The organism is Butyrivibrio sp. WCD3002 (genome assembly GCF_000424265.1).
Lineage (GTDB): Bacteria > Bacillota > Clostridia > Lachnospirales > Lachnospiraceae > Butyrivibrio.
Genome location: NZ_AUJO01000026.1, coordinates 11,876 through 36,997, shown reverse-complemented (window position 1 = coordinate 36,997; position 25,122 = coordinate 11,876). Strand labels below are relative to the sequence as shown.

Here is a 25,122-nt window from a genome sequence, read left to right as displayed (position 1 = left end):
GATTATGATGGCAAAGAAGATATTGGTTATATTGCTGATTGGAAGTATGTTTCTTGCAGGCTGTGGGGAAAAAACTCCGGACACCATTTCTGATGAAAAATCGCAGGATGATTCTGCTGCAGATGTAAGCACATTAGATGAGCATTATACTGAAGAAGGTGATGAGTTACCAGTTGAAGAAACTGTGCAAGAAACAGCCGAAGGATCGGATGGCGGAGCATATGTTATAAATGGCGGTGACCCATGGATAGATTCCAATCTTAAGGATAATGTAATAAATACCGGAAAGCTATCTGAAAAAGATGATTTTAACGTGGCAATTAATTATGACTGGATAATTAGCCATGATATTCCTGAAGGATACAGCAGATATAGTTCTTTTACGAAAATAGGCGAAATTGTAGAGGAAAAAGCTATTGCAGCTTTGGATGATGACACTCTGACAGGGCACGATGCTGAATTGGTCAGAGCTGTATATCAGGGATTTCTTAACTGGGATGAGAGGAATGAAGAAGCGCTTGCTCCTCTTGAAGTTATTGTGAAAGAGATTGAAGCCCTGTCCGGTATCAGGGATATTTCAGAATATCTTTGCGACCCCAACAGGTCTGTATTTTTACCTTCTATTTTTGAAATAGTCAACACTTCTGATCTTATTGATTCTACAAAGTATGTAACGGCACTTAATTTTGGTGACCTTATTTTAGATGATTCTGCTGAATACAAAAACAAAAGTGTAGTAGGAGAAATAGCAGATACGGAATACAGGAAACTTTTTTCAGAGATATATGTAAGAATGGGGTATTCCAGGGAAGAAGCTGATGCGCTTTATGATAATGCTATTGCATATGAAACTGCACTTGCAGATTCTATCTTAACAAATGCTGAACTTCAGCAACCAGATATATATGAAACGATACTCAATTACTATGATCCGGAAGAGCTTTATAGTCTTACACCAAATTTTCCTATGGAAGAATTCATTAAAGTAAGGGGCTTTGGCAGCACAAAGAAAATTTGGTGCATGTTACCGGAAAATATTAAAAAGATATCTGAGCTATATACAGATGAAAATGCAGAGAATATCAAAGCATACTTAATAGTTCATGGAGTTATTAAATGCGCGGAATATCTTGACAAGCAGGCTTTTGATGCCAGCATTTCTGCGACGAATAAAATAGAAGGTGTGGCAGGTGTACTTGCTGATAAACAATATGCATATCGCTGTGTACTTCAGTCCCTGCCTGAATCTATCGGAAAAATATATATACAAAAGTATGATTGCACAGAAACAAAGAATATTATCACGGAAATATGCAAAGAGACTTGTGCGATTTACAGAGAGATGCTTTCAAATGAAGAATGGCTATCTGATGAAACAAGGCAGTATGCCATGGATAAGCTTGATGCCATCGGGATTAATGTTATTGAGCCAAAAGAATATCAGGACCTGAGCGATCTTGATCTTAACAATCTTTCATATTTTGAAGCCAGTATGGCTGTGGAGGATTACTATTACAAGCTTAATGCTGCTAATACCGGAGGTGAAGTAAACAGAAATTTATGGGATAACTCAACACTTAAAACAAATGCTTTTTACAATGCCACAAACAATTCAATAAATATTTTGCTTGGAATCCTTGATGGTGATTTCTACAGGGAAGATATGTCAAAGGAGCAGCTTTATGCCTCAGTTGGAACTATTATTGCCCATGAGATTAGTCATGCATTTGATCCAAGTGGTTCTCAGTTTGATAAGGACGGGAACTATAATAATTGGTGGACCGAAGATGATACCGCGGCATTTCAGAAAAAAGCACAAAAGCTGATTGATTATTATAACGGAATAACCGCATTTGGAAATGAAAAAGTAAACGGCAGCATTGTTCAGGGAGAGGCAGTTGCGGATATAGCAGGGCTTAAGGCAATGTTGCTCCTTGCTTCAAAGGAGGAAGATTTCAATTACAAACTGTTTTTTGAAAGCTACGCAAATATGTGGAAAGAAATCTGCACTTATGAAGCAGACTATTCACAACTTACCCAGAACCCTCACCCGCTGTATTATCTGAGAGTTAATGTAGTTGTACAGCAGTTTGATGAGTTTTATGAGGCCTTTGACGTTAAGGAAGGAGACGGAATGTATCTTGCTCCTGAAGATAGAATTAGCGTTTGGTAAGGAGAATTGGTTATGGAAAACAAAAAAAAGAGATACTTATGGTATCCTCTGCGATGGCAATCCTTATTATCGGATGCATAATCATAAATAAGGAAAAATGAGGGAAGGTATATAAAGCATCGAAGGAGATAAGACGAATGGATAACAAGAAAGTTATGGCTGTTCCAAGGATTTGTGCGTATCTTGTGATAGTAGTTTGTATTTTAGGGATTATAGTGGGCTCTATTTTTGATTACAGTATTAACGTAGCACTGGCGAACAAGACTGACATAGGAACCTTTTTTGCTACCTATGGTTCTTATTTTTCCTATTGCTTATATCCTGCAGCTGGGATGTGTATCTTTAAGGGGCTCATGAAAAAGGGCGACAGATTTAAAATGCTGGCTTGGACAATAATGCTGATCTCATACTTTATGGCTGTTTACTACAGCAATAATTACAACGGATCAAAGGTAAGAGAGCTGTTTGGATATACAGCGGGAGATGCATCACCGCTTTTATCAGTAGTAAGCTGGGGATTCTGGGTAGTACTGTATGCCTGGGTGCCATTTGTCTGCTATCGTGTATTTGATGATGTGAGTCCGGACAAGTTGATAATGACAGGTGCAGCTATTCTGGTAGCCGGGATTGTAGCCGATAATACAAACCTCTGGCTCAAGCAGGTAGCATCAAGACCAAGATATAAGTACCTGATAACCCTTGATGACCCTATGTCGGAGTTCAGGAACTGGTGGCAGATGATTCCTAATCTCGCCGGATCAAATGACAGTTATAAGAGCTGGCCCAGCGGAAATATGACAATAGCAAGCATGATGTTTTCGCTGCCAATGCTCTCGGATGTTCTTAAAAAACGTTCAGAGAAAAAGAATATTGTCTGTTTTGTGATTGCAGCATGCTTTGTTGTGCTTTACGGCTATAACAGAATTCATATGACAAACCATTTTCTTTCTGATATATGCTTTGGAACACTGATCACTTACATTATTTACCTGGTTGTGAGCACAGCGTTTTTACAGGCTGTGAATAATTTTGATAAATGACTGTGAAGAAGCAGGAGCAATTTTCTATGAGAGAAAATGACAAGAGAGTAGTAGACAGATTTACAGAGCTTGCGCTGGTAGACGGTGAATCCTTTAATGAGAGACTTGTAGCTGATTATCTTATAGCAGAGTTCCAAAAGCTGGGAATAAAGCTTATCGAGGATGATATTGCCGGTAAGATCGGTGGTAACTGTGGGAATCTGTATGGCTTTGCAGAGGGGCGGGGAAAGTATGCAGACTCTGAGCCTATTCTGTTCTGTGCACATATGGACACCGTATCTCCGGGGAACAATAAGAAGATCATATTAAATGACGGCGGAACAATCACAAGCGATCATACGACTGTCCTGGGAGCAGATGACAGGGTTGGCATAGCAGGGATTATCGAGGCGTACACCAGAGTAATCGAGGAAAATCTGGATCATCCGCCAATAGAGTTTCTGTTTACGGTGGCAGAAGAGGTTTACGGCCTTGGAAGCGCGGCTCTTGATTATTCAAGGATTCGCTCCAGGATAGCCTTTGCTCCCGACTGCAGCGGAGAATATGGAGTCTATTCATCCTGCGAGCCGACACTCATTTCATTCGAAGTACATATAAAGGGTAAGGCTTCCCACGCTGGTTATGAGCCTGAAAAGGGAATAAATGCAATAGCAGTAGCAACTGCTGCAATCAGCAGAATAAAGCAGGGGTGGGCTGATGATCACACCACGCTGAATATCGGAATAATAGAAGGCGGAAGTGTTACCAACGCTGTTCCGGAAAACTGTTTTATAAAAGGTGAGATAAGAAGCGGTGTCCATGAAGATGCACATCGGACAATAGACTTAGTAGAAAGCATTTTTTCAGAAGAAGCGAATAGAGCAGGTGCAGAGCTTTGCATAGATAAAAAAGAAAGAATCACCGTTTACAGGATAGATCCCGAAGCCGCAGAAGGAAGTGCTTTGGATAGATATAAGAGAGCATTAGAGAAACAGGGAAGGAGAGCCGTGGCAAAGAAATCCTTTGGAGGAAGTGATATAAATTCTTTGATAAAACACGGAATGGACGGACTAAACATATACGGTCCCATGCATAACATACATACAACTGAAGAATACACATCTGTCCAGGAAATAGCAGACTTCACAGAACTGATAAAGATACTTATGACACAACCATTAGGAACAATTTAAAGGCTTTTGCGAAAGATAATATTGACGCCTCAGAGCAATTATCGTATCATCAATTCAATCAAATATAACAGACGCCCGTTGCTACCGAGTAGTGGGATTAACGTCATTCCTTTACCGTTAGGTCTTAGCAGGTAAGGAAATGGCGTTTTTTAGTTTTGGAGGTGAATTTATATGAGATGGATTTATTTGCTGATTGTAGTTGGAATAGCGGGACTTAAGATTTTGGCGAAAGATTGAGGTTTTTACAATGTTTAGAAAAATGAGAAGATTTAAGCAGCAGATTTCTGAGGCTGAATGCGTAGAGATATTAAAGAGTACTAAGAGAGGGGTTCTTTCTCTGATAGGAGATGATGGATATCCATATGGAATCCCGATTGATCATTGGTATTGCGAAGAGGATGGAAAAATCTATTTCCACGGAGCAAAGGAAGGGCATAAGATAGATGCAATCAAGGTCTGCGATAAGGCAAGCTACTGTGTTTATAATGAAGGCTACCGCAAGGAAGGCGATTGGGCTCTGAACATTACAAGCGTGATCACATTTGGAAGAATTCATTTGGTAGAAGATGAGGAGGTCGCTCTTCGGATCTGCTCTGAACTTACCAGGAAGTTTACCGATAATCAGGCTTATCTGGAGCAGGAGATAAAGAATTCTTTCCGTAATGTTCAGTGCTTGGGGTTAATTCCTGAGCATATGACGGGTAAGCTGGTTAATGAATCATAGAAAAGGCTGATCCGAATAAGTAGTCAGCCTTCCTCCCTCCAACAACCCAGATACATTAAGGGGATTTACCATAGATGATACTCTGATGACTCATATAGCATCAGAGTATTTTTTTTACTATAATTGAAAGAGTGATTATTTGGGAAAAAGAGGCATTTATGGAGACTTCCAGAAAGACAATAAATGTAGTTGCTGCACTAATCAGGGACGGTAAAAGAGTCTTTGCCACAGCCAGAGGATACGATAAAAGAGGCTGAGTGGTATTACCTTGGAACTACAACCAGATGGGGGAATCCCAGACATCCTTTGTATTTGAAAGGTGATTCTGAGTTTCAGTGGTTCCCGGTTTTTGTTCATGCCTGCGAATGCAGAGATGGGGATATTTGGTGATGAATAAGGTTGAGAATGCTATAAAGCGTGTAAATGAAATGGAATCTATCTTGGATGAAGCTTTGAGAAGAATGGATAACGCTGAGGAAGCACCACAAGAGCTCTTGGAATATCAGGCTGAGATCAAGGAACTTGATGAATATTATTTAAGCCAGGATTGGAAAGATGATTTTGCCCTTGATGAAGAAGGGCTTTTGCCAAATAATCTGAAGCGCGGAGTGCTCTCTGAGGATGGAATTAATGATGCGCTTGAGCGGAACAAGGAATTGGTGGAAAGGATAAGGGGAACGAGAATGGTTAAACATGTGATTTTATGGACACTTAAGGATGAGCTTTCTGCAGAAGAGAAGGCTGCAATAAAGCAGGGAATTAAGGAAGGTCTTGAAGGACTAAAGGGAAAGGTTCCTGGTATTGTAGATATCAATGTTAATATCAACGGCCTTGAGTCTTCAAATGCAGACTTGATGCTGGATTCAACTTTTGAGAGCGTAGAGGCACTTAAGGGATATTCAGTACATCCTGAGCATGTAGCAGTGGCTGATTCTAAGGTAAGACCTTATACCAAGATCAGAAGCTGCCTGGATTTTGAGGTTTAAAATGAGATATATTGACTCATTTAAGTTTCCAGGAGTGGAAAATGAAGAGCAGTTTGTAAACTATATAAGAAGAACGTGCTATACCTCGTTCTATCCGTTTGGGGTGTTCGCAGAGAATGAGCTGCGGGAGCTGTCTTTTTCTGAAATAACGATTTTGTATGGAAACAATGGCTCAGGAAAGAGCACAGCCCTGAACCTTATGGCAGAGAAAATGAAAGCCGAAAGAGATACATTGTTCAACAGAAGTAGTTTCTTTGGTGATTATATTGGTATGTGTGATTTTGAGATGACATATGAAGGCAGACCTGAAGAAATCAGGATGATTACAAGTGATGATGTATTTGATTTTATGCTCAACTTAAGAGCACTGAACGATGGCGTTGACCGGAAGAGAGAGCAGGCTTTTGATGAATGGATTGAGAATAAGCATTCAAAGTTTCAGATGAAATCATTGGATGATTATGAGCAGCTCAAGAAAGTTGTGGATGCCAGATCCAAGACACAGTCAAAGTATGTCAGAGATACGATTGGAAATAACATTATAGAGCACAGCAATGGAGAAAGTGCTCTGCAATATTTCTCTGATAAGATTAAAGATAATGGACTTTATCTGTTGGATGAGCCTGAAAACTCACTCTCGCCTCAGAGGCAGTTGGAATTGCTTGAGTTTATCCAGAATTCAGCAAGGTTCTTTGGATGCCAGTTTATAATAGCAACACATTCACCATTTTTGTTGGCGTTAAAAGGTGCACTGATTTATGACCTTGATGAAAGGCCGGTAGATATCAAGAAGTGGACGGAGCTTGAGGGAGTAAGGACTTACTTTGAGTTTTTTGAAAAGCATAAAAACGAGTTTTGATGAGGATTTGAACATGAATGAAATGGAAATGAAAGCAAGAGCAAATCACAGAAACGGAAATAACTGTTCTGCATCGCTCGCCATGGCATTTGCAGAGAAGCTAGGAATGTCTGAAGCTGAGGCTAAGAGCTTTGTCCCGGCGCCAAGGAGCATAGATGGAAAGTGCGGCGGATACTTAAGTGTGGTTGCCATGCTTGAGAAGCTTGGCATAGATAAGGCCAAGGAGTATGAGCAGATGTTCCTTGAAAAGAACGGATCTCTTTTCTGCAAGGAGCTGATAGCCAGGAGATCGGGTACGGGGCGTACCTGCAATGATATCGTTGGCGAAGCTGCAGCAATGATGGAGAGTCTGCTCTGACAACTAAGGGGAATATGAGATCATGAGTAAGCTTAATGTATGCCTCAGGCACATTTCAGAGGTCTTTTTATATGAATACTACTGCCTGGGCGATGATGAATATGATATTTCAGAAGAGGATACTCTGACGCCGCACAAGACTAAGGCAAAAGAGCTGCTTCTTTCCGGGGATTACGCGAAGGCCCAGCAGGAGTGGCTAAGTGCGCATCTTGAGAATCCTGTGGATATGGAAGCCATACTTGGGATAATCCTATGTTGCAAGCAGCTTGGCGACTCCGAGGGGGAGTATTCCTATACGACAGAGTCTTACAATTACTGCTGCACCAGAGCTGAGCTTGCAGCTTATTACAGGAATCTTGGGTGGTACTACCTGGAGAAGTACAAACCTGAGGTGGCTGCAACATGTTATCTGTACAGTAAGTACTTCGAGGATTCACAGCAAGCCGATGCGGAGCTTGAGTTCCTTGAGAAAGCTATTGGCAAAAAGGTGGCTGATAAAGATCTTGACCAGATACAGAAAATCCTGAAGGAAAATGATATTCCAACCGAGGCGAATCCTGTTACACTGGCACTTCTCTACAAAGCGGCACAGGAGGCTGATGAAGCTGGCGACACACAGCAGGCCCTTGACTGTTACAGGATGGTCTATGACCTGACAGCTGATGAAGAAGTTGGGAAAATTATAAGCAAGATAGTAAGGTGAAAACTGATGAATGAAATGGAAATGAAAGCCCGACTTATTGTTGATGATGTCTGTCGAATTAAGGTGACTAACATAGAGCTTATCCTTTATTTTAATGGGGTAATAATAATGACCACTATACCAATTTGATAGGTATAGTGGTCATTGTTATTCATAAATAATCATTAAAGTAAAAACTTATACGCAAAAGGAAGATGATATTTTTGTAATATTATTACAAAGATTATAAAATTCTTTGATTTTTATTGACCAAAATGCTGAATGAGTATAATGTATTAACAGTGTTAAGTAATTAACACTTGAAAGCAATTATGAGAGGTGAATATGAGCATAAAAGAGGTTGCAGGAAATAATACCAGTGACCTTACTGAGATGAATCGCTCGGCGATAGTAAGGATTCTTCAACAAAAGGAAATATGCACAAGAGCTGAGATAGCCAAGATAATGGGACTGACACAGGCATCCATAACCAAGCTTGTAGCATATCTGATAGATATGGGGATTGTTTCCGAAGTCGGTATTGTTAAGGGAAATGGAAACAGACGCTCTATTGGTATAAGACTTAATGCGGAGCAGAATCTGGTGATTGGAATTAAGTTTTCAAGACATGTCTTTGCTATAGGAGTTTTTGATATCTCGGGAAAAGATTACAGACAGCAGGAGACAGAGTTCAGCCTTGATGATGATCCTGCAGAGGTGCTCAAAGATATGAAGCATCAAGTAAATGAACTCCTTAAAGAATTTCCTAAGGTTGTAGCCATTGGTCTTGCTGTTCCGGGACCATATCTTCGAAAAGAAGGGCACATTGCAATGGTCACAAGGATGCACAGCTGGCAGTATGTGAATTTTGTCGAGGAATTTAAGGATGCTTTTGATAAACCGGTGTTTATAGAGCAGGATGCTAATGCCGGAGCCCTTGCAGAATGGTGGTTTGGCAATCACAACAGGCCACTTAATTCCCTGGCCTATTTCCTGGTAGGGGAAGGTGTAGGTTCCGGAATTGTCGACCATGACAGACTTTTACTGGGAAATCTTGGAATCGCAAGTGAAATTGGCCATATCAGTATTGATTATAAAGGACCTGTCTGTGAGTGCGGAAACAGAGGTTGTCTTGAGCTTTATTGTTCAACATCTGCTTTTCTTACAAGAGCAGAAATTGAATTACCGGAACTCTTTAATAAGAGCTATGAAAATCGTCAGGAAGCATGCACGAGAGTATTCGATGCGGCCAGAAACGGTGATATAAAAGCTAAGAAATTAATTGAAGAAATTGCTAAGTACATTGGATATGGCTGCGTGACACTCATAAATGCCTATGATCCTGAGGAGATAGTCATAGGTGATAGTATGGCAGCTGCCGGGGATTTACTTTTGCCAACTATAAATGAGATTGTGAAAAGCAGAATACTGCCGGCTATTGGAAGCAGGGTTAAGATTGAAATCTCAAAACTGAGTTTTGATCCGACACTTTACGGGGCTGCTGCAATAGCTACTGACAGAGTATTGAGGAAACCAAGTGAGTATCTGGCTAAGTAGTCAATATACTCTTTAGGATAAAAAAGGGAGGAGCTACAAATTATGGAGAAAGATTCTTTTATACTTCAGATGAAAAGTATTACAAAAGAATTTCCGGCTGTAAAAGCGCTTGATAATGTCAACCTCTCAGTGAAGAAAGGCACCATTCACGCAATCTGCGGTGAAAACGGCGCGGGGAAATCGACATTGATGAAGGTTCTTTCAGGTGTATATCCTTATGGATCATATAGCGGCAAGATAATCTATATGGACCGGGAAATGAAATTTCGTAATATTAAGGAATCTGAAGCGGCGGGTATAGCAATCATTCATCAGGAACTGACAATGATCCCTGAGTTATCCATAACAGAGAACATTTTCATGGGTAATGAAATCATCAAAAAGGGATTGATCGACTGGAACGAGGAGAAAAAGCGTACAAGCGAAATCCTTAAAAAAGTCGGACTTTCTATAAATCCTGATATTCTTATTAAGCATCTCGGAGTTGGACAACAGCAGCTCGTAGAGATTGCAAAAGCACTTTCCAAAAACGTAAAACTGTTAATACTGGATGAGCCCACTTCAGCACTCAATGAAGCTGATTCTGCCAATCTTCTTAATCTCATGAAGGACTTAAGGAGCAGAGGGATAACCTGCATAATGATCTCACATAAACTTAATGAGATTGCAGAGGTTTCCGATGCGGTGACTGTAATAAGAGATGGTCAGACGGTGGAGAGCTATGACGTTGAAGCCGGTAAGGTAGATGAGGACAAAATCATTAAATCAATGGTTGGTCGATCCATCGAAAACCGTTACCCGGAACATGAGCCTCACATTGGTGATGTCATATTTGAAGTTTCTGACTGGTGTGTGGAAGATCCTGATGTACAGGGCAGAATGCTATGTAAGCATGCAGATTTTAACGTCAGAGAGGGCGAAATTGTTGGCTTTGCCGGTCTGATGGGGGCAGGCAGAACAGAGCTGATGAGATCGCTTTTTGGCAGAAACTTCGGTATTTATCGCGGAGGCACTATCAAGATAAAGGGGCGTGAAGTGAAGCTTACATCGGTTGAATCGGCGATTAAGCACGGAGTTGCTTATGTGCCTGAGGACAGAAAGAATCTCGGCTTAAATCTTCTCGATTCCATCAGGAAAACAGTAGTATCGGCGAACCTTGACAAGATTAAAGACAGAAGACTTTTGAATTTGAACAAAGAAAAAAGAGCTGCTGAGGATTACAGAAAGTCACTGAAAATAAAAACATCGAGCGTTGATGTAGGTGTTACAACCCTCTCAGGAGGAAATCAGCAGAAGGTTGTTCTTTCAAAATGGATGTTTACGGAACCGGATATATTGATTCTTGATGAACCGACACGAGGAATTGATGTTGGTGCAAAGTATGAAATTTACAAGCTTATTCATCATTTTAATTGTACCTGGAACGTATACTCTGAGGAACTGTGGATTGTTAATGACAGGTCAGACAAGCGCATACAGAGAGAGGAAGAGATTGTAGAAGTTAATGCAACGGAGGGCAGCATAGAGCTTCTCCCTGAGGATGCGGTTGTTGGAAAAGTGCTTTGTATGTGTGAGCCTGATGACATATGCGCGATTGAAAATGATTTGAAAAACAGATTTCCTTATCTTTCTATTGTTAAATCTTCTGATACTCTTTTGGAGGTTATGGGTAAGGGAATAACAAAAGCCAGCGGTGTGGAGTATATATGTCAAAAAATGAATATCGCTACGGATAGAGCGGTTGCCTTCGGGGATCATTTTAACGATGCAGATATGCTGCGTGCAGTTGGTATACCGTTCCTGATGGGCAATGCGCCGGATGAGATGAAGAAGGAATTCAAATGTGTAATCGGAACCAATGATGAGGATTCCATTCTAAGAGCATTTGAGAGAATCGGCTTTTAATTCCTGAGGAAGACTGGAAAGAGCAAGTATGGGACAAAAGTATTGTTCCGGATGACCGGTATTTATTTAAAAGACCGGGATATACTTGTGACTAGAAGGATATAGAGCTATTTGACAGAAAAGTTGCTGTCTGATGGCTCTTTTTTCTGATATATTAGAAATATGTTTTTGTTAGTGAGAATAAAGATGTCTCAGGGAAAGGTGAATTTATGAGCAAAAAAGAAAAACCTTTAGGAATGAGAATTGGTGAGAATGTCTTTTGTATCGGATACCTTGTTTTTGCACTTGTTGCCGGTTGCATATTTATTCTCAGGGCACTGGCTGCAGGAGATATATTTTATAGCATCTGTGCCGGAATGACACTGCTATTGGGTGGCGGTGATGCGTTCCATCTGGTGCCGAGGATAATGATCAATTTTAAAGGTGTAACAACAATAGAATCAGAACTGAGGAAAAGAGATTTTTGGCTGGGGCTGGGGAATCTGGTATCTTCTGTGACAATGACAGTGTTTTATCTGTTCCTTTTTGCAGCTTTATCTGTAAAACATGGAAATGGTGATGGCGGTTCGATTTTTGAAGACAGGCTGATCTTATGGATTGTGCTGTTAGTGCTGGCAGTAATCAGAATTGCCCTTTGTGCGTTTCCGCAAAACCATTGGTTCTCTAAAGACCGAGAGACAAAATGGGGATTGTATAGAAATATTCCATTCGTTGTTATGGGAGTGATAACAGTGGGATATCTTATCATACTATTTCAGGAATGGTTACTGGCCGTTCTTGTGACTGTAAGCTTTGTATGCTACATGGTTGTTGTGCTTGGGGCAAGCAGGAAGCCGATGCTCGGCATGATGATGATACCCAAAACAATATGTTATATATGGATGATTTCATTGTTTTTATGAAAAACGGTGAAAACTGAACTAATACGGTGTATGCCAAGGCATTTTGTATCTAAATCCTAGAAAGAGCATATCAAAACTATGAAGGGAAGACTTTCACTGTTTCTTGAAGGAAATCAGACCACTGTTCTTGCATTGGAGGGAGAAAGGGTCATTGGCTGTGCGTCAATCTGCTATTTCACTATCATTCCCACATGTACACATCCGTCAGGTAAGCGGGCTCATCTTGTGAATGTGTATACTGCCAAGGAGTATAGAGGACAGGGTATCGGAAGGAAAATGGTCAACATGCTTCAGAGGAATGCATGGTTTTATTAAAAAGTGAGGAGAGTGCTTAAGTTTAGACATGAATAATCTGGAATTTAATAACAAAAAGCAATGCGGACTCTGGCTCATGTTAGTGGGAGCCGTAATCGTGATAGCAGATATTTTCGGAGGTAATTTTTTAATTAACCCGATTATTTTTTTGATAGGATATATTGATGCCTTGAGTAAGATAATTTTTGGTATATATTTGATTTTCTTATCAAAGCCATCGGTTTTTATAAGAAAATCAATTTAAATAGAGAAGCGGAGGAAGCAGAAATTGATAGAAACAAAAAGACTTAGATTGGTACCATTTAGTATGGATCATATGGAGGCGTATTTTACCGGCTTTGACAGCGATATTACCAAGTATCAGTACCCGGAGCCCTTTGAGTCCATTGAGGATGCAAAAGAATTTTTGCAGGGAGAATAACAAAGAGATGCTGTGTATGTCAATTCTCGACATGGATGAGAATTGTGTTGGAAGCGTTGAGGTACATGGTTTAAACGAAGAGGTTCCGGAAATTGGGATTTGGATCATCAAAGATCAGCAGAGAAAAGGATATGCTTATGAGGCACTGAGCGCTGTGCTGGATTACACAAACAAGGAGTACAAGAAGAACAGGTTTTTCTATGAAGCAGATGTCAGAAATACAGGCAGCCAGGAACTCCTTAGGAAGTTCAAACATGAGGACAAAGGCATAGACAAGTTCACCACCGAATCCGGAAAATATCTTGAACTGATGGGCTCGATAGTAGAGATTTAAGTGCGTCTTGGATAAGCAAAGGGGGTAAAAAGATGATCACTTATAAAAAGCTTACTGATGCTGAACTGGATACCTTTATCGAAATGAGAATTTCGCAGCTCACTGAGGAATATACAGTTTCCGGGAAAACTGTGCCGGAAGGGGTGGATTTAAAATCAGCGTTGGAAGACTTTTATCACAGGCATATGGCAGATGGAACCTTTGTTTCATGGCTTGCCATGGATGAAGATAAGATCATTGGAACCAGTGGTATGTCTTTTGTTGAGAAACCGCCATATTTTACCTGCCCATCAGGGAAACTTGGGCTATTGTCCAGCATGTATACCGATCCTGATTATCGAAGGAAAGGCATAGCAAAAGAACTGCTTAACAGAGTTGTTGAAGAAGCAAGAGCCTACGGATGCGGCGCAGTGCATATCACTGCTTCAGACATGGGAGTGAAGTTATATACAGCTTATGGATTCAGGCATAATGGGAATTTTATGATGTATAACTTGGTTTAGAGCTCATATTTCCTTACAAAAATAATAATTATTCCCCGAAAACCCTTGTTTATAGCGCAGTTTTTGATAGACTGTAAATTAAAAAAGAAAAAAGGGTTGTTGGATAAATGGAGAGAAGAATCTACAAGCCTTCCTATGTCGTGGGGAGGCTTCTTACTTTTGTGCGCACCGAAAGTAAGATTCAATTTGTGCGCATGATCTTTGCGGCGCTGTTTATAGCGATTCAGCCGTTTCTTGGCGTCGTACTTCCCAAACTTGCTATCGGAACATTGGAGCGTTATGGAAAAGACGCTGCGCTTCCCCTGGCGAAAGTGATGGCGATTTATTTTGTTATCGCCGGTTTTATTGCATTTATGAGCGCGTTTTTAAGACAGGTGACAGATTCTGAAAATATGCGCCTTCGCATGCACTATCTGGCACTGCTTTCTCAGAAGATCCAGAACATGGATTACAAATATGTTGAGGACGCCAGCTTCTGGGAAAAGAATACAAGAGCTATGGATGCCGGTTCTTCCAATGGAAACGGCATAGAACTTATGCTGAATCTCATCTACAAGGCACCGGCTTATCTTTTGACCTTGATCGCTATGGCGGTGGTAGCGTTCACGCTGAGTCCGGTGGTTCTTGTCGTTACGATTTTGCACTGTGTCACACTTATGTGGGTGTCCGTAAAAACCCATGACTACGAGTACTCTCTTAAAGAAGAGAGAAGTAAGGCACAGCGCAGAATATCTTATTTCAACGATACAACGCATGACTTTTCTTTTGGAAAAGATATCCGAATCTTTAACTTCAGAGGGCGAATCATCGCAAACTATAAAAAGGAAATCGAAGCCTTTACCGCTGTAATTAAAATGGTTGAGAATCGCCGTTTTGCCCTTGGATTCCTTGGACTCTTTACGCTGATTCTTACTAATGTTGCCATGTACGGTATCCTGATTTATAAAGCGTACCAGGGAATGCCTGTAAGTGATTACACCATGTATGTGGCCCTGATCATGAGCATGATTGAGTACATGCTGCTCTTTGGTGACACTGTTACCAAGATCAGAAACGAAGGCGAATACGTGGACGATTTCTATCGCCTTATGGATGAAAACATCCTGACCGAGGGCAATCTGGAGCCTGAAAAAACAGACTCTGTGGAAATCGTATTTGACCATGTGACCTTCCATTATCCCGGAACAGACGTGGACATCTATAAAGACTTTTCATTCACCATAAAAAAGGGCGAGCGCCTTGCTATCGTTGGTGTTAACGGCGCAGGAAAATCCACACTGGTAAAACTGATCTGCGGGTTATATGAACCCAACGAAGGTCATATTTACGTCAACGGAATTGATATCAGAGACTGGAAAAAGAAGAACCTTTACGACCTGTATTCAACGGTTTCCCAGGACTTCAATATTCTTGCATTTACTCTTCGTGAGAATGTCACATGCGGCAGCAGCCAGCCTGACGATGCAAGAGTTACGGAAGCCCTTGAGAGAGTTGGGCTTGGCAAAAAGTTAAAGAGTCTCTCCAAAGGCCTTGATCAGATGATGTTAAAAGTCATAGACGAAGAAGGCACCGATTTCTCCGGCGGCGAACGCCAGAAGCTTGCCATCGCACGTGCACTCTACAAAGATGCACCCATGGTAATCATGGACGAGCCCACAGCGGCGCTGGATGCCCTGGCGGAAGCCGAGATATATGAAAACTTCAGCGAACTTGTTGAAGGAAAGACTGCTATTTATATTTCCCACAGACTTGCCAGCACGATTTTCTGTGACAAGATTGCCCTCTTTGACAAAGAAGGCGTGAAGGAATACGGAACCCACGAGGAACTTATGGCGAAGAAGGGAATGTACTACGACATGTTTGTGGTACAGGGTAAATACTATCAGGAGGAGGCTATGGAAGCGTGAAAAAGTTAATGCATTTTATAAAGCTTGCATGGAGCATTTCTCCCATGTATATCATTGCGCTTGTTTTAAAAGCTCTCCTTGGCGGCGCCAATATGCTGCTTAACGTGATCCTTCCAAAGCTCCTGATTGACGAGATCATGGGCGATAAGCAGGTTAATATGCTCATCCTCTTTGGCGTTTTGATTGTTTTAAATAATGTTTTGATGAAGTTGTTTGAGAATATTTTGGATCGCTATTTAAATATTCGCGGCGAGTTTGTCAATAAGACCATGCAGGAAAAGATGGGCGAAAAGATTATGAATATCGAATATTCATATCTGGAAGACCCGTATTATCTTGACCTGAAGGAGAGAGCTGTTTTTGCAATCTCCAATCAGGATGCCATCTCCAGACTGATTAGCTATGTATCACAGACCTTAACATCCATTGTGACACTGATTGGTCTTTTGGCGGTTCTCCTGACTTTGGGCCCTGTGCTGATAATTCTCATGGCCGTTGCAGCAGGACTTTCCATGATGGCCTATGCGCTGTCCATGAAGAAGGTTACAGGCTTGATGCAGCAGCTCATTCCCATCAACAGAAGATACAATTATTACTTCAGCCTCGGAATGGAAGAAAAAGCTCAGAAGGAAATCCGTCTCTATGACTTGGAACCCATGATTACAGAAACAGTGCTCAATGAAAATAAGAGTGTCTGTGACCTCTATGGAAAAGCCATGAGGGGACTTGCGGTTTCAACTGGACTCATGCAGGTAATCACAATCGGTGCCACTGCACTCACATATTTATACGTGGGTGTCAGAACACTTTCCGACCGTTTTGGAACGATGCTCTCCATCGGTTCACTGACCATGTATGTTTCATCAGCTGTTAGCTTCAGCCGTGCGATGCAGTCCTGCGGCGAGCAGGTGGTTATGCTGATTCAGACTCTTTCCTACTTAAGTCCTTATCTTGAGTTTATGGAAATTGAGGAAGAAGTACTTGAGACCGGAAAAGAAAAATTCGAGGGACCCATTAACACTCTCGAGTTTCGTAATGTAACATTCACCTACCCCAAGGCAGAAAAGCCCACTTTGAAAAACGTTTCCTTTATCGTAAAGCGCGGAGAAAAGATTTCTATCGTTGGATTAAACGGTGCAGGTAAATCTACATTGGTAAAGCTGATCTGTCGTATGTATAAGCTTGATAGCGGTGAGATTCTGGTAAACGGAAAGAATATTTACGAGTATGATTACAGAACCTATATGAGCAGTATTTCAGCGGTGTTCCAGGACTTTAAGCTTTTCAACTTTACCATTGCGGAAAACGTATCCTGTAAGGAATCCAATACCGAGAATGAAAAAGCCAAGGTACTTCGTCTCATGGAAGAAGTGGGCATGAAGGAGAAGGTGGACGAACTTAAAAACGGCATCGAGTCCCGCTTCGGTAAGGAATATGACGAAGATGGTATTGAAATGTCAGGCGGACAGGGACAGAAGATTGCCATTGCAAGAGCGCTCTATAAACCTTCTGAAATGGTGATTTTGGATGAGCCTGCCAGCGCACTTGATCCCATAGCGGAAGCAGAGATTTATGAGAAATTCAATTCTCTCGTAGAGGATAAAACCGCCATCTACATCTCTCACCGTATGTCGTCGTCTAAGTTCTGCGACAAGATTTTGATCATCGACGGCGGAACCGTAACTGATTATGATACACACAATAATCTGATGCAGAAAACAGATAGCTTATACTATCAGCTTTTCATGGCTCAGGCAGAAAACTACAAACTGGCATAACGATTTGGCAAGAATCGGACAACATAGGAGAAAGCAATTTTGGATAACATAGAGTGGCTCTTTTTTGATGTGGGTTCAACTTTGGTAAGTGAAGACGAGGAATTATTTCCCGAGTCCTATGAATGCCTTGAGCTGCTGAGCAAGAAATACAAAATAGGAATCATAGCTAATCAGTTGCCCGGAACCGCAACCAGATTAGAAAAGCATGGCGTTTTGAAGTTTATTGATCTTGTTATAGCCTCCGCGGAAGAAGGATTGGAAAAGCCCGACAGAAGAATATTTGAACTCGCTTTATCAAGGGCAAATTGCAAGCCGGAAAATGCCGTCATGATCGGAGACAGAGTTGATAACGATATTATCCCTGCTAAGAAGATGGGCATGAAAACTGTTCGCGTGAAGCAAGGAATGTGGAAATACTGGGAAGTCAGCAATGAGGATGAACAGGCTGATTATGAAGTGGACGACTTAAGTGAAGTTCTGGCGCTGTTTGATAAGAAAATGTAATACGTGAGGATAGTCACTTTCTGGCGTTTTAATCTAGTCATACGAGGAATACGAAAATGTTTTTTATCATGGTAATTACAGATGGCAGGAAAGACTTTGATTAAAGGAAAAAGAGGGCAAGGAGGATCCAAACCTTTATCTGCCGGAAGCTTTTGATGAAGCAGAAAAACTCATTAATGCGGCAAGGAAGAGAAAAGGCTTTTCATAATTGCTGACGTTCATCTGTGAGTCTATAAAAAATGAAGTGTAAAACAGACCTATATCCGTGTAAATGTAGGTCTGTTTTTTACTTTATGATAATTTGGATTAAGTAGAGTGGGTAAATAGTGATAGAATATTTATGTGTGCAAAAAAGTACAGATAATATTCTGGAAATTCAAGGGGGATTCACAATGCTTCGTATGGCAATATGTGATGATGACAGATCAGACAGAGAGCGCATTCATAGATATGTTACTGAGTATCTGGAAGAAAAAAACACTCAGGCAGAGGTCAGGGTATTTGATCATCCCGACAAACTGATTCAGGAGTGCGAGAGCTTTAGGCCACAGGTATATATTCTTGATATTGTTATGCCTATGGTAACCGGTATCCAGGCAGCAAGGGAGCTGCGCTGGAACCAGCCTGATGCACAGATCATATTTGCTACATCTGAGAGTTCTTATGCGCTGGAATCCTTTGACGTAAATCCAATAAACTATATAGTTAAGCCGGTAGATAAGGAGAAGCTTTTTTCTACGCTGGATCTCGCTTTGTCCAGAGTTCAGCTTGATGACAAAATAACTGTAAAGGTAAAAATAAAAGGCGGGCTGTGCACCTTAAGGCTCGATGACATTATGTATATTGATTACCGCAATCATGTGGTTAGTTATCATATGGCCAACGGTGAAGTTGTTTCAACACCGACGCTTAGAATCGGCTTTTCGGAATATATGGATGAAAATCATTCCGATCAGGATTTTATCAGGTGTCATGAGTCTATCAGTGTTAATCTCGGAGCCATCGATAAATTGACAAAAACAGATATCACTTTAAGAAACAGAGAGCTTATCCCTGTATCCAAGAGCAGATATACCGAGGTTGCGGACAGATATATGGATTTCAGACTATAGAGGTGACAACTAATGCATGACTTTCTTTTATATGCGATCATTTTCAGTATATTTGCCATGTTTTTTGAGGGCTATATCATTTTCAAAAACCTCAAGAACAAGCTTCATGCATACCTTTTCCTTAACTGTATTGTTATGCTGGTAAACAATATAGGTTATCTTTTGCAGCTCCTGTCGAAAAATGAAGATGAGTATATAGCTGCGCTTAAGTTTTCCTATGCAGGGAGAGTATGGATTGTATTCTCTCTTTTTCTGTTTACCGTGGAGTTCTGCCATGTTAAGGTTCCAAGGATTTTTATAAGAGCATTTATTCTCTTTGATGCGATTACTTATGTTCTGGTGTTCACACTCGAGAATCATAACCTTTATTATTCCAAGAAATGGTTTGACAAAGATGGACTTTTCCCGGTTCTTCTCCATAGGAACGGCATTGTACATTCAGTGTATATGCAGGTTCAGGCCATAGTCATTCTCATAAATTTCTACTGGCTATTTAAGGAGCTTAGAAGATACAAAGGCAAAATCGCTAAAAAGCGAGCGATGATAATTATTGCGGGCTTTATAGTTGAGTCCGTTCTTTTTATCTGCCAGATTACCCATGTATTCTTCGTTACATATTTCTTTGATATTTCGGTATTTGGAAATGTGGCGGTTACGATCTCAATGTTCATTGCAATTTTCAGATACAATCTGCTGGGCATCATCGACATGGCCAGAGAATACATCGTGGACAGGCTTTCTGAAGGCGTTATTGCCGTGGACGCAGATGACAGATTGTCCTATTACAACGAGCATGCAAAAGAGCTCTATCCGGAAATCACAAATGATCCCGAGGGTGTGGTGAAGCAGTTGCGGGAGGCTGTAGTTAAGGGTAATACTTTGGAGATCGGTGACAGATTCTTTTCACCAGAGGAAAAAGAGCTTTTTGCGGAGGGCGAAGTTATCGGAAAGCTGTATGCTCTTGTGGACACAACAGTCCTAAAACAAAAAGAGTATAAGTTAAAAGCTGATGCTGCCATGCTGGAAATGGCTGCGGACAGCATGAAGGAGCGCCTACATGCCACGGAGGAGATCTTGAGCCAGGACAGAACAATGAGACATGACAGGAGACATTTTGAGGCTCTGGTTTTGTCCCTGATTCAGGACGGCAAGGTTGACGAAGCAAGAGAATGCCTAGAGGAGCGCCTGTCGCAGGAGCCTCGCACGGGTTTAAGATACTGCGAGAATCCCACAGTCAACGCTGCAATTATGCATTATGTAACTGTGGCTGAGCGAAACAATATAAATGTAAAGGTCTCAGCAAATATCCCTTTCAAGCCGGGAGTCGACGAGATGCAGCTTGCTATTGCAATCAGTAATCTCTTTGAAAACGCAATACATGCCTGCGAAAAAGTTCCGGAAGCTGAACGCTTTATTGAAATCACGGCTAAGTTCAAGCAGCAGCTTTTGTTTGAGATCGTTAATTCCTGCGATGGAAAAACAGAGCTCAACGAGGAAGGATATCCTGTGACAACAGAAGTCGGGCATGGAATCGGAACCCGCAGCGTTCTTGATTTTGTGAAAAAATCAAACAGTGAGATACGATATATTGCAGAGGACAGAAGATTTAAAGTACGAATGATGGTTGGTTGAGGAACAATAATTTTTCCCGGGGAGACTTTATAATGAAACGATGCGCATTGTTTCTTTTTGCCATGATCATGTGCCCGATTATTATTTCGGGATGCGGTATGCAGGCTAAAAATGATATTACTACAGTGACATTTCAGACCTGGAATCCTGCGGATACAGGGCCTGACAGTCCGATTTACAAGATCATAGATTCTTTTGAAAAAGAAAATCCTGATATTGATATCAACTATGTCTTTGTCGGTTTTGGTGATTACCAGGATCACCTTCGTGTAGAGTTGATGGGAAATAAAGGACCGGATGTATTTGGAATTCCTTCCGGTGTCTTTTTTGATTCGTCAAAAGCTTTTGAAGAAGAGCTTACCCCCTACTGTGAGGAGTCATGGGGCTCTGACTGGCAGAGTAAATTTTTTGATTCATGCATCGAAGCGGTAAGTGATGAGCATGGAAAAATCTACGGCCTTCCTCTTGGACAGACCTATGCAGGATATATGTGGGCTGATGTAAATATGCTTAAAGAGTATGGCTGCGAGGTTCCAAGAAGCTATAAAGAAATGCAGGAAACATGCTTAAAGCTCAGGGAAAACGGGCAGTATCCCATGGCAATCGGAGCAAAGGATTCATGGCTTAATCATGATATGTGGATGTCCATAGCCGCTGATTGCGACAGGGATGCATTGTACGATGCCATAGAAGGCAGGGGTAGCTTTGAGACAGAGCCTATTATCGAATCCTTCAGGATTTGGCAGAATAGCTTCACTAACGGAGTATTCCAGGACAAAGCCATAAAAATGACATTGTATGATACAGTTAATAACATGTTCCAGCGAGAGGGAAGTATTCCCATGTTTGCAAATGGTTCCTGGGCTATGAACATGTATACAATAAGCGATGAAAAGACGCAGAAAAATTTCAACGGCGAGGGAGCGGACCACGATATTTTCCTGATCGATTGGAACGACGATGGAACGGTTGCGCCCGTAACAGCATCCGTAGATGTAATTCTTTGTCTGAATCCTGAGTCCAAGGTTAAGGATGCGGCCTTCAAATGGATGAATTATCTGGTTAACGAGGGCCAGGAGCTTTTGGTAAATCAGTATCTGGAATATATGCCATCCCGTGCAGACATGAACCTGAATGTGCAGGGATTAAACGAGGATGGACAAAAGAATCTTGAGAAAATAATTGAAAACGGAAAGACTAATGTAGCAGGCCCCAGAATAATAAAATATGAGGATGTGAGTCTTGCTGTACGTGATGCTTTGGAAGATCTGGCAGAAGGCGATATCACCCCTGAGGAAGCAGCTGCCAGAGTACAGGAAGTGTCACGAAATACAATACGCTGAAGGTCCGTTTTTCACGAAAATTGAACATAAGAATAAAGTGTAAAACAGACCTAATGCGGTGTATGCGGAGGTCTGTTTTTCTTTGCGTGATAGATTAGAGTTATCAAGAAAAGATCTAAATACCAGGAGGAAAGAGAGGTTTATGGATAAAAAGGCAAACAAATATGATATACCCAAAAGAGACGGAAGCGTTTGGCCGGATGATATCTGCCCTGCATACACGCCGAGGGAAGATGCGATCCCTTCTATACAAGGATGCTGGTACTGCAAATATGCAGATTTTCATTTAAAAGAAGAACGAGCCCTTGAGGTGGGAATTTGTAACTGGCCAAAGAAAATTATAGATTAGCATGGATGAATAAAGGAAGCCTGACATCAAGTGGAACTTTACAAAATTCGTAATCGACAGAGCAGGAGGGTATTACGTATGGAAAAAGAATTGTACTTAAAGCAATTGAAGCCTTATCTTTACCTTATGGATGAGGTCCATAAAAGGCGGTGATGTAATAGATCTTGGCGGGAAAACGCTTGAAGTATACGACCTTCCGGGGCACACTCCCGGCGGAATTCTCCTTCTTTTAAAAGAAGACAGGATACTTTTTACAGGGGATTCCATAAATCACCATCTGTGGATGCAGCTTGATGGCTGCCTAAAGATGGAAGATTTTGTTAAAGAGCTTGATAAGGTTATGTTTCTTGAAGAGAAGGCCGATACAATCCTGCATGGTCACGCAACGGATTTTGATGACATCTCCCTTATGCGCTGCATGCGAAAGGGGGCAGTAGAGATCAGTGAAGGGAAGACTGAAAATGACCTGCCCTATAAGTGGTTCGGAGGAGAAGCCAGGCAGCATCCTTTCAAGCTTGAAGAAGGAAAACATTATCAGCAGATGGATAGCGTAATCTGTTATAGATGATTTTTACCAGTCCATATACGATTAAACTAAACAATATTGACATATGTCAGAATTAACACTATATTATAACTGACATATGTCATTTTTAATTAATGGAGGAAAACTATGCCAAGAACACCAAAGTGCAGGAGAATATTGAGGTTTCCGGATTATTACAGCTTCATACCTGAAGATGCGGAAAAAGATAATATCGCGACCATAGAGCTGACTCTTGATGAGTTTGAGACTATCAGGCTTTTGGACTATGAAGATCTGAATCAGGAAGAATGCGCTTCCAGAATGGGTGTTGCAAGGACTACAGTGACAGCCATGTATGAGAATGCAAGGAAAAAGCTTATAAGTGCAGTAGTTGAGGGCAAGAGACTTTCCATTGCCGGAGGCAATATTGAAATTGACAAAGAAAGATACAGTTTAAATGTAAGTATGAAGGAAAAAGGAGAGAGTATTATGAGAGTAGCAGTAACATACGAAGATGGTAATGTCTTTGGACATTTTGGAAGGACAGAGCAGTTCAAGGTTTATGACATAGAGGATGGTAAAGTAGTAAATTCCCAGATACTTGGAACAAACGGAGAGGGATGCGGCGCCCTTGCAGGTATCCTCAATATTGCAAAGGTTGATGCACTTATCTGTGGCGGAATCGGCGGCGGAGCGCAGAGAGCTCTTCAGGAAGCAGGGATCAAGCTTTATGCCGGCGCAAACGGAAGCACAGACGCAGCTGTTGAGGCATTGATTGCGGGAACACTTGATGCCGGCTCTGAAGCAAACTGTGACCATCATGATCATGAGCATGGCGAAGGCCATACTTGCGGACACGGAGGCTGCCATCACTAAAATGATATTTTCACTGTTTCTGACATTTGCAAAAATAGGACTTTTCACCTTCGGTGGCGGATATGCAATGATATCGCTGATAGAGAACATCTGCGTTGACACTAAGAAATGGATTACTCATGAAGAGATGATGAAGATCACTGTCATAGCAGAGTCCACGCCGGGGCCTATAGCGATAAACTGCGCCACCTATATCGGATACAAGCAAAGGGGGATTGCCGGAGCTATTGCAGCAACCCTTGGAGTGATAACACCTTCCTTTGTTATCATTTATCTGATATCAAGATTTCTGGAAAATTTTCTCGAGATTCAATGGATAGTCAGTGGCTTTAAAGGCATAAGGATCGCAGTTGGAATACTGATCCTTGATGCTGCAATAGGCATGATTGAAAAGATGTATAAGAAAAATAAGAAGATGAACAGGAAGGTAATGCCTTACGTAATCCTGAGCAGCTCTTTTGCGATAATGCTTCTTAATAATATTTTTAAGCTGGGAATTTCTTCTATCATGCTTTTAGTGATAGCAGCAGTGCTTGGCGTGGCCATATCCGTTATATCAGGGATGCCCTCTGTGAAAGGGGGTGCCGATAAATGATATATCTTGACCTTATCATTGGCTTTTTGAAGGTTGGAATGTTTTCATTTGGGGGCGCCTATGGTGCTATCCCGCTTATAAGAGATGTCGTTCTGCATTATGGCTGGATGGATGAAGAAGCACTGGTGAATATGATCGCGATTAGCGAAAGTACGCCGGGGCCTATCATGGTAAATCTTGCAACATATGTCGGAAGCAGCAAGGCAGGAATCCTGGGCGGAATTTTGGCAACGATCTCCGTAGTTTCTCCTGCGTATATTCTTATCATACTGTTAATGACTCTTTTAAACAGGTTATCAGGGAAAAAGTGGGTGAAGGCAGCATTTAACGGCATCAAACCTTGCATAATCGGAATCATTCTGGCTATGGGAGTTAGTATGATCGGAAAAAACAGCCTGACGCCCATTTTGACAAAAAAGGATATACTTCCCGCAGTAATGACTATAGTGCTTGCCGCAGTTTACTTTGGATTCCGAAAGATATTCAAAAAGAAAATGTCACCAATTGTTCTGATACTGATAGCTGCATTCGCCGGCATAGCGGTTTATCTTTTTTAAACCTTTCACAAA

At 41.3% G+C, this 25,122-nt stretch carries 28 protein-coding genes and 1 pseudogene; all 29 read left to right on the top strand.

What is annotated here, in order from left to right; all coding sequences use genetic code 11:
* Positions 1 to 4: 4 nt before the first annotated feature.
* The 29 genes and pseudogenes from G608_RS0115570 to G608_RS0115435 all read left to right on the top strand — a co-directional run bounded on the left by G608_RS0115570 (position 5) and on the right by G608_RS0115435 (position 25,110).
* Entirely contained in the window at positions 5 to 2,173 is a 2,169-nt protein-coding gene (locus tag G608_RS0115570; RefSeq protein WP_081677464.1) for a M13 family metallopeptidase, read from the top strand.
* 137 nt (positions 2,174 to 2,310) lie between these two features.
* Complete coding sequence (locus G608_RS0115565) at positions 2,311 to 3,213, top strand: phosphatase PAP2 family protein (protein WP_026496787.1); 903 nt, start codon at positions 2,311 to 2,313, stop codon at positions 3,211 to 3,213.
* Between the two features lie 26 nt (positions 3,214 to 3,239).
* Complete coding sequence (locus G608_RS0115560) at positions 3,240 to 4,385, top strand: M20/M25/M40 family metallo-hydrolase (RefSeq protein ID WP_026496786.1); 1,146 nt, start codon at positions 3,240 to 3,242, stop codon at positions 4,383 to 4,385.
* 259 nt (positions 4,386 to 4,644) lie between these two features.
* A complete protein-coding gene (locus G608_RS0115555) occupies positions 4,645 to 5,109 on the top strand; it encodes a pyridoxamine 5'-phosphate oxidase family protein (protein WP_330367065.1) in 465 nt (154 codons plus the stop codon).
* Between the two features lie 222 nt (positions 5,110 to 5,331).
* On the top strand, positions 5,332 to 5,499 hold the full coding sequence (locus tag G608_RS23680; protein ID WP_196810220.1) for a hypothetical protein: 168 nt from the start codon (positions 5,332 to 5,334) through the stop codon (positions 5,497 to 5,499).
* A pseudogene (locus G608_RS24500) lies at positions 5,475 to 5,765 on the top strand (DUF4298 domain-containing protein); the annotation flags it as partial. The gene G608_RS23680 and the pseudogene G608_RS24500, both read left to right, overlap by 25 nt.
* 27 nt (positions 5,766 to 5,792) lie before the next feature.
* A complete protein-coding gene (locus tag G608_RS24495) occupies positions 5,793 to 6,095 on the top strand; it encodes a Dabb family protein (RefSeq protein ID WP_026496784.1) in 303 nt (100 codons plus the stop codon).
* A 1-nt stretch (position 6,096) separates the two neighbouring features.
* The gene (locus tag G608_RS0115540; RefSeq protein ID WP_026496783.1) at positions 6,097 to 6,954 is read left to right on the top strand and encodes an AAA family ATPase; all 858 of its coding nucleotides are present in this window, start codon (positions 6,097 to 6,099) and stop codon (positions 6,952 to 6,954) included.
* 13 nt (positions 6,955 to 6,967) lie between these two features.
* Entirely contained in the window at positions 6,968 to 7,312 is a 345-nt protein-coding gene (locus G608_RS0115535; protein WP_026496782.1) for a C-GCAxxG-C-C family (seleno)protein, read from the top strand.
* Positions 7,313 to 7,334: 22 nt separating this feature from the next.
* On the top strand, positions 7,335 to 8,015 hold the full coding sequence (locus G608_RS0115530; protein ID WP_026496781.1) for a hypothetical protein: 681 nt from the start codon (positions 7,335 to 7,337) through the stop codon (positions 8,013 to 8,015).
* A gap of 324 nt (positions 8,016 to 8,339) precedes the next feature.
* On the top strand, positions 8,340 to 9,551 hold the full coding sequence (locus G608_RS0115520; RefSeq protein WP_026496780.1) for an ROK family transcriptional regulator: 1,212 nt from the start codon (positions 8,340 to 8,342) through the stop codon (positions 9,549 to 9,551).
* 69 nt (positions 9,552 to 9,620) lie between these two features.
* A complete protein-coding gene (locus G608_RS21485) occupies positions 9,621 to 11,456 on the top strand; it encodes an ATP-binding cassette domain-containing protein (RefSeq protein WP_442852234.1) in 1,836 nt (611 codons plus the stop codon).
* 209 nt (positions 11,457 to 11,665) lie between these two features.
* Positions 11,666 to 12,358, top strand: a complete 693-nt coding sequence (locus G608_RS0115510) for a hypothetical protein (RefSeq protein ID WP_026496779.1) — start codon at positions 11,666 to 11,668, stop codon at positions 12,356 to 12,358.
* 78 nt (positions 12,359 to 12,436) lie between these two features.
* Complete coding sequence (locus G608_RS21480; RefSeq protein ID WP_051209414.1) at positions 12,437 to 12,673, top strand: GNAT family N-acetyltransferase; 237 nt, start codon at positions 12,437 to 12,439, stop codon at positions 12,671 to 12,673.
* 28 nt (positions 12,674 to 12,701) lie between these two features.
* Entirely contained in the window at positions 12,702 to 12,917 is a 216-nt protein-coding gene (locus tag G608_RS24490; RefSeq protein WP_026496778.1) for a DUF6609 family protein, read from the top strand.
* 24 nt (positions 12,918 to 12,941) lie between these two features.
* Entirely contained in the window at positions 12,942 to 13,094 is a 153-nt protein-coding gene (locus G608_RS23360; protein ID WP_155833309.1) for a hypothetical protein, read from the top strand.
* A gap of 16 nt (positions 13,095 to 13,110) precedes the next feature.
* Entirely contained in the window at positions 13,111 to 13,428 is a 318-nt protein-coding gene (locus G608_RS22635; protein WP_051209412.1) for a GNAT family N-acetyltransferase, read from the top strand.
* 32 nt (positions 13,429 to 13,460) lie between these two features.
* The gene (locus G608_RS0115490) at positions 13,461 to 13,931 is read left to right on the top strand and encodes a GNAT family N-acetyltransferase (RefSeq protein ID WP_026496777.1); all 471 of its coding nucleotides are present in this window, start codon (positions 13,461 to 13,463) and stop codon (positions 13,929 to 13,931) included.
* 107 nt (positions 13,932 to 14,038) lie between these two features.
* The gene (locus tag G608_RS0115485; RefSeq protein WP_026496776.1) at positions 14,039 to 15,838 is read left to right on the top strand and encodes an ABC transporter ATP-binding protein; all 1,800 of its coding nucleotides are present in this window, start codon (positions 14,039 to 14,041) and stop codon (positions 15,836 to 15,838) included.
* Complete coding sequence (locus G608_RS0115480; protein ID WP_026496775.1) at positions 15,835 to 17,616, top strand: ABC transporter ATP-binding protein; 1,782 nt, start codon at positions 15,835 to 15,837, stop codon at positions 17,614 to 17,616. Before G608_RS0115485 ends, G608_RS0115480 begins: the two co-directional genes overlap by 4 nt.
* Before the next feature lie 39 nt (positions 17,617 to 17,655).
* Positions 17,656 to 18,120, top strand: a complete 465-nt coding sequence (locus tag G608_RS21470; RefSeq protein ID WP_155833308.1) for an HAD family hydrolase — start codon at positions 17,656 to 17,658, stop codon at positions 18,118 to 18,120.
* A 392-nt stretch (positions 18,121 to 18,512) separates the two neighbouring features.
* A complete protein-coding gene (locus tag G608_RS0115470) occupies positions 18,513 to 19,232 on the top strand; it encodes a LytR/AlgR family response regulator transcription factor (protein ID WP_026496774.1) in 720 nt (239 codons plus the stop codon).
* A gap of 12 nt (positions 19,233 to 19,244) precedes the next feature.
* Positions 19,245 to 20,864: an ATP-binding protein gene (locus G608_RS0115465; RefSeq protein WP_026496773.1), complete on the top strand. Its 1,620-nt coding sequence runs from the start codon at positions 19,245 to 19,247 to the stop codon at positions 20,862 to 20,864.
* A 32-nt stretch (positions 20,865 to 20,896) separates the two neighbouring features.
* Positions 20,897 to 22,207, top strand: a complete 1,311-nt coding sequence (locus tag G608_RS0115460; protein WP_026496772.1) for an ABC transporter substrate-binding protein — start codon at positions 20,897 to 20,899, stop codon at positions 22,205 to 22,207.
* A gap of 82 nt (positions 22,208 to 22,289) precedes the next feature.
* Positions 22,290 to 22,556: a hypothetical protein gene (locus tag G608_RS0115455; RefSeq protein ID WP_242829413.1), complete on the top strand. Its 267-nt coding sequence runs from the start codon at positions 22,290 to 22,292 to the stop codon at positions 22,554 to 22,556.
* 130 nt (positions 22,557 to 22,686) lie between these two features.
* Positions 22,687 to 23,124 (top strand): MBL fold metallo-hydrolase, encoded by a 438-nt coding sequence (locus tag G608_RS21465; RefSeq protein ID WP_051209411.1) that lies wholly within the window; start codon positions 22,687 to 22,689, stop codon positions 23,122 to 23,124.
* A 105-nt stretch (positions 23,125 to 23,229) separates the two neighbouring features.
* Positions 23,230 to 23,958 carry a DUF134 domain-containing protein gene (locus tag G608_RS0115445; protein WP_026496770.1) on the top strand — a complete coding sequence of 243 codons (729 nt, stop codon included), beginning with the start codon at positions 23,230 to 23,232 and terminating at the stop codon, positions 23,956 to 23,958.
* A complete protein-coding gene (locus G608_RS0115440; protein WP_442852233.1) occupies positions 23,873 to 24,553 on the top strand; it encodes a chromate transporter in 681 nt (226 codons plus the stop codon). Before G608_RS0115445 ends, G608_RS0115440 begins: the two co-directional genes overlap by 86 nt.
* The gene (locus tag G608_RS0115435; protein ID WP_026496768.1) at positions 24,550 to 25,110 is read left to right on the top strand and encodes a chromate transporter; all 561 of its coding nucleotides are present in this window, start codon (positions 24,550 to 24,552) and stop codon (positions 25,108 to 25,110) included. Before G608_RS0115440 ends, G608_RS0115435 begins: the two co-directional genes overlap by 4 nt.
* Positions 25,111 to 25,122 lie beyond the last annotated feature (12 nt).

What these genes read in the sequence shown, in the direction of transcription:
- G608_RS0115570 (WP_081677464.1), top strand. Translation starts at nt 5, where the DNA reads ATGATGGCAAAGAAGATATTGGTTATATTGCTGATTGGAAGTATGTTT.
- G608_RS0115565 (WP_026496787.1), top strand. Translation starts at nt 2,311, where the DNA reads ATGGATAACAAGAAAGTTATGGCTGTTCCAAGGATTTGTGCGTATCTT.
- G608_RS0115560 (WP_026496786.1), top strand. Translation starts at nt 3,240, where the DNA reads ATGAGAGAAAATGACAAGAGAGTAGTAGACAGATTTACAGAGCTTGCG.
- G608_RS0115555 (WP_330367065.1), top strand. Translation starts at nt 4,645, where the DNA reads ATGAGAAGATTTAAGCAGCAGATTTCTGAGGCTGAATGCGTAGAGATA.
- G608_RS24495 (WP_026496784.1), top strand. Translation starts at nt 5,793, where the DNA reads ATGGTTAAACATGTGATTTTATGGACACTTAAGGATGAGCTTTCTGCA.
- G608_RS0115540 (WP_026496783.1), top strand. Translation starts at nt 6,097, where the DNA reads ATGAGATATATTGACTCATTTAAGTTTCCAGGAGTGGAAAATGAAGAG.
- G608_RS0115535 (WP_026496782.1), top strand. Translation starts at nt 6,968, where the DNA reads ATGAATGAAATGGAAATGAAAGCAAGAGCAAATCACAGAAACGGAAAT.
- G608_RS0115530 (WP_026496781.1), top strand. Translation starts at nt 7,335, where the DNA reads ATGAGTAAGCTTAATGTATGCCTCAGGCACATTTCAGAGGTCTTTTTA.
- G608_RS0115520 (WP_026496780.1), top strand. Translation starts at nt 8,340, where the DNA reads ATGAGCATAAAAGAGGTTGCAGGAAATAATACCAGTGACCTTACTGAG.
- G608_RS21485 (WP_442852234.1), top strand. Translation starts at nt 9,621, where the DNA reads ATGAAAAGTATTACAAAAGAATTTCCGGCTGTAAAAGCGCTTGATAAT.
- G608_RS0115510 (WP_026496779.1), top strand. Translation starts at nt 11,666, where the DNA reads ATGAGCAAAAAAGAAAAACCTTTAGGAATGAGAATTGGTGAGAATGTC.
- G608_RS21480 (WP_051209414.1), top strand. Translation starts at nt 12,437, where the DNA reads ATGAAGGGAAGACTTTCACTGTTTCTTGAAGGAAATCAGACCACTGTT.
- G608_RS24490 (WP_026496778.1), top strand. Translation starts at nt 12,702, where the DNA reads ATGAATAATCTGGAATTTAATAACAAAAAGCAATGCGGACTCTGGCTC.
- G608_RS22635 (WP_051209412.1), top strand. Translation starts at nt 13,111, where the DNA reads ATGTCAATTCTCGACATGGATGAGAATTGTGTTGGAAGCGTTGAGGTA.
- G608_RS0115490 (WP_026496777.1), top strand. Translation starts at nt 13,461, where the DNA reads ATGATCACTTATAAAAAGCTTACTGATGCTGAACTGGATACCTTTATC.
- G608_RS0115485 (WP_026496776.1), top strand. Translation starts at nt 14,039, where the DNA reads ATGGAGAGAAGAATCTACAAGCCTTCCTATGTCGTGGGGAGGCTTCTT.
- G608_RS0115470 (WP_026496774.1), top strand. Translation starts at nt 18,513, where the DNA reads ATGCTTCGTATGGCAATATGTGATGATGACAGATCAGACAGAGAGCGC.
- G608_RS0115465 (WP_026496773.1), top strand. Translation starts at nt 19,245, where the DNA reads ATGCATGACTTTCTTTTATATGCGATCATTTTCAGTATATTTGCCATG.
- G608_RS0115460 (WP_026496772.1), top strand. Translation starts at nt 20,897, where the DNA reads ATGAAACGATGCGCATTGTTTCTTTTTGCCATGATCATGTGCCCGATT.
- G608_RS21465 (WP_051209411.1), top strand. Translation starts at nt 22,687, where the DNA reads ATGAGGTCCATAAAAGGCGGTGATGTAATAGATCTTGGCGGGAAAACG.
- G608_RS0115445 (WP_026496770.1), top strand. Translation starts at nt 23,230, where the DNA reads ATGCCAAGAACACCAAAGTGCAGGAGAATATTGAGGTTTCCGGATTAT.
- G608_RS0115440 (WP_442852233.1), top strand. Translation starts at nt 23,873, where the DNA reads ATGCCGGCTCTGAAGCAAACTGTGACCATCATGATCATGAGCATGGCG.
- G608_RS0115435 (WP_026496768.1), top strand. Translation starts at nt 24,550, where the DNA reads ATGATATATCTTGACCTTATCATTGGCTTTTTGAAGGTTGGAATGTTT.